This window comes from Marinomonas sp. ABL3_031 (assembly GCF_056161265.1).
Window position 1 is genome coordinate 1 of the sequence record NZ_JBSWYU010000038.1, and the last position, 569, is coordinate 569.

The window sequence follows — 569 nt, forward strand, 5'->3', positions numbered from 1 at the left end:
CTGTAATGATTGCCATCCTGCGCATCCATTTCATGAGCCGATTCATGACCAGCGGCATTAACAAGCACTTCCGTTGAGTCTATATTAACGTCATTAATGTAGCTGTCTCTCGTTTCATTCGAGTGAAAACCTGCTACTTTGCCGCCTGTACCATCTTCATAAGTCCCTGTTGCTGTTTCGTCAGCAATGATTCTGTTGTCATAGCCTTCTGTTTCATAACCCAAGGATTGCATCACACTATGAGTCAACTTGTTTAACATCAACTCTTTTTCTTGTGCGCTCAAAGAGGGATCTTGTAGCTTTCCTGCCAGAATCTTATCATCTGCAATTTTCGCTTTTACGGTTTCATACACTGTGTGGGTTTTGCCAAGCTCTTCATTAAAATCTGACACGCCCACTCGATCTGTGGTGGCAGCAAGGACTGCGGTATCAACCAGCATATCGGTTTTGAGAATATCTTCGGCAATTTCATCACGCCCCGATTCCGTCAACATACGGTTATCCACCGTGAGGTTGGCGTCTAAGCCACCGCGTTCAACGTCTTTGGTGATTTCTTGGCTGTTGCTAAT

1 protein-coding gene is annotated in these 569 nt (G+C 44.8%); it reads right to left on the bottom strand.

Annotated elements, in window-relative coordinates:
* Positions 1–569 (bottom strand): hypothetical protein (locus ACXAH2_RS17165; RefSeq protein WP_475080169.1); only part of this gene is annotated, 569 nt, incomplete at both ends.